Raw genomic sequence first — 2,588 nt, 5'->3', positions numbered from 1 at the left:
TTGCTGTCGGATTTTCGGCCTGACGTTCTGGTTACCGGGATAGAGGCGGCTAAGATGCTCGTCGAAGGCGTAAACGTCATCGATCTCGAAGTCGCGCTTGCCGATGGATTCGACGCACCTCATAACTTCAATCAACCAGCCCCGTGCTTCCAGCGACTCGGAACGCAGGAACAGCGTCTTGTGCCACTCCGCGAGAACGGCGTCTTTCGACTGAGGCACGCCGTCTTTCAGGATGTAGATTTTGCCCGACTCGGGAATTTGGCCGAGCAGGATTTTCGATCCGACCCACCCCGCCCGCCGCGCGGTTGCCGCGAGCGGTTTCCGTTTCTCGATGATCTCGGGAATAAAGAAGTGTTTCGGAACGATGAGCAGATTGAGGACGCTCAGCCGCTTCAGATCGTAGTTCAACAAGAACAAACTTGGATTATTGCTTGCAGCCAGCCGCTCACATTTCGCGTCGTAGGCCCCATCGAGTACCTTGTCGCCAAAGCGGTTTCTCTGGCTCTTGAGCTCGTATTCTTCGCTGCACGCGCCGCAGAAAAAATCCGCAACAGGACTGTTATTTGGAAAAGGGTCGATCTTCTGATTACCACAGTTCGGGCAATAGACCCAGTCGTGAACCCAGCGCTCGGTCCAGGCGCGGGCACTTTGCGAGCCGCTAGAGTAGGGAGTTTGCTGTTCTTCAAAGCCAAGTTTCATTACGTTGCGGCCCGCAGTTACCCAACGAACTTCTCAGTGTTATGCCAATAAATAAAATTCGGGTCGGGCCATTCAGACCGCTGTTTTGGAAGTCTCAAGAACTTTCCGTGCAACCGAATATACTCCTCCCCATTGTTGAAAACCTCTTTGATTTGTTCGCTCACCACAAAGCGGTAATTCTCATCCACGGTTACGTATCCGGCGTCAAAGACGCTGTGTATATCTTTCCGAAATAGAATACCGTTTGGCGCGACGTGTTGGCCGCCCTTGCCGTACGGCTTTATGTGAGCGGCGTCTAATGCCGGAAGAACCTTGCCGTCTGAAACGGCGCACTGCCGGCCATATGCTTCGGTGACCGCTACTCGGAAAGCTCCTTGTCCAAGCCTTGGGCGGATTAAAACCGGAGTACCGTATCGGGCCTGTTGATTTTCAGCCACTTCAAAATTTGGAAGCGGCAAAGTTGGTCCGAGATTGTCGGTCAAGCGATTCCATAGGTCGAGACCTTCCGAATGCCCAGTCGCATAAACCTTTCCACGTTGGATACTTGACGACCATGACGGCGGAAGATCAATCCATCGTTCAGGTGGAAGAAAGACAGGCTCAACCAGCACAGTGCAGCCAATGTTGGTGTTTGGCCCAACCGTGTTGTCATTGCGATACCTAGCGATCGAATCACGGAGAGCATCAAATGATGCGACTCCATTTTTGGGGCCGAAAGTCTCCCAAGCTAATTGGATGGGTAAGAGCGAATGATTGCTGAATACACCAAAGCCGCCAATTTTGTTTCTTGGGCTTTTCAATCGGAAAACGAGTAACTCTCCTGGCTGAAGAGCGCGGAAGTTCATTTCGCCCGGCCACCAAAAATTTACCTCCGGTAAATTTGGCTGGGCTGCCAAGAAATCGAACCAACCGTTATCTGTGTTCGCAATGAATAAATTGATCATTTCCCGACGTTCACTGCGCTCCTCGCCCGCTCGTAAGAGTTGCAGTATCCGGCGAGCCAATCAAGACTGGAGATCTAGGTTCATCGTCCCCGGTTGCTCTTAAACCCGCCCCGCATCCCCGGTCGTCCGAGCTTGCTGCGCGGGCTGTCCGCGCGCGACGGCACGCTCTCCACACCGGGGCCCATTTCATCGAGCGTCGGTTTGCGCGCACCCCCCTCCCGGCGCTTCGCGTCCACCTCCCCCGCAAGGGGGGAGGTGGAAGAAGAGCGCGCTGGCCTGACCTCGTGCGACAAAGCGATGCCCATTTCGCCGAGGTGGGGTTTGTGCGGGCGGTTGACCGCCCGGCGCAGCTTTGAATCCTGCGCCAGCATCACGTTTTTCGCCGTCGGATTGTCCAGCACCGCCAGCTCGGTCTGGCGCAGGCGCTTGATCTCGTCGCGCAGGCGCGCGGCCTGCTCGAAGTCGAGATCGGCGGCGGCCTCGCGCATGCGCGTCTCCATGTCGGCCACCACCGCTTGCAGATTGTGCCCGATGGTGGCGGCCTCGGCGAACTCGCCGGCCCCGTCGCCGGTCGCGATCAGCACGTGGTCGCGCTCGTACACGCTGTTCATGATGTCGTGGATCGAGCGCTTGATGCTCTCGGGCGTGATGCCGTGCGCGCTGTTGTACTCGACCTGCTTCTCGCGCCGCCGGTTGGTCTCCTCGATGGCGCGCTGCATCGAGCCGGTGACCTGATCGGCATAGAGCAGCACGCAGCCGTCGACATTGCGCGCGGCGCGGCCGATGGTCTGGATCAGGGAGGTCTCGCTGCGCAGGAAGCCCTCCTTGTCGGCATCGAGGATCGCCACCAGGGCACACTCGGGAATGTCGAGGCCCTCGCGCAACAGGTTGATGCCGATCAGCACGTCAAAGGCGCCGAGGCGCAGGTCGCGGATGATCTCGATG

At 57.4% G+C, this 2,588-nt stretch carries 3 protein-coding genes; all 3 read right to left on the bottom strand.

Annotated features, from left to right (window positions below):
* Window positions 1-699: DpnI domain-containing protein (locus VN887_13175; GenBank protein HXT40957.1), on the bottom strand; the 699-nt coding region annotated here is incomplete at its 3' end.
* A gap of 17 nt (window positions 700-716) precedes the next feature.
* Window positions 717-1,643 (bottom strand): HNH endonuclease, encoded by a 927-nt coding sequence (locus VN887_13170; protein ID HXT40956.1) that lies wholly within the window; start codon window positions 1,641-1,643, stop codon window positions 717-719.
* An 80-nt stretch (window positions 1,644-1,723) separates the two neighbouring features.
* The coding region (locus VN887_13165) for a helicase-related protein (GenBank protein HXT40955.1) at window positions 1,724-2,588 on the bottom strand (865 nt) is incomplete at its 5' end.

The organism is Candidatus Angelobacter sp. (assembly GCA_035607015.1).
Lineage (GTDB): Bacteria > Verrucomicrobiota > Verrucomicrobiia > Limisphaerales > AV2 > AV2.
The sequence above is the reverse complement of the archived record's forward strand: the minus strand, read 5'-3'. Positions and strand labels throughout refer to the sequence as shown.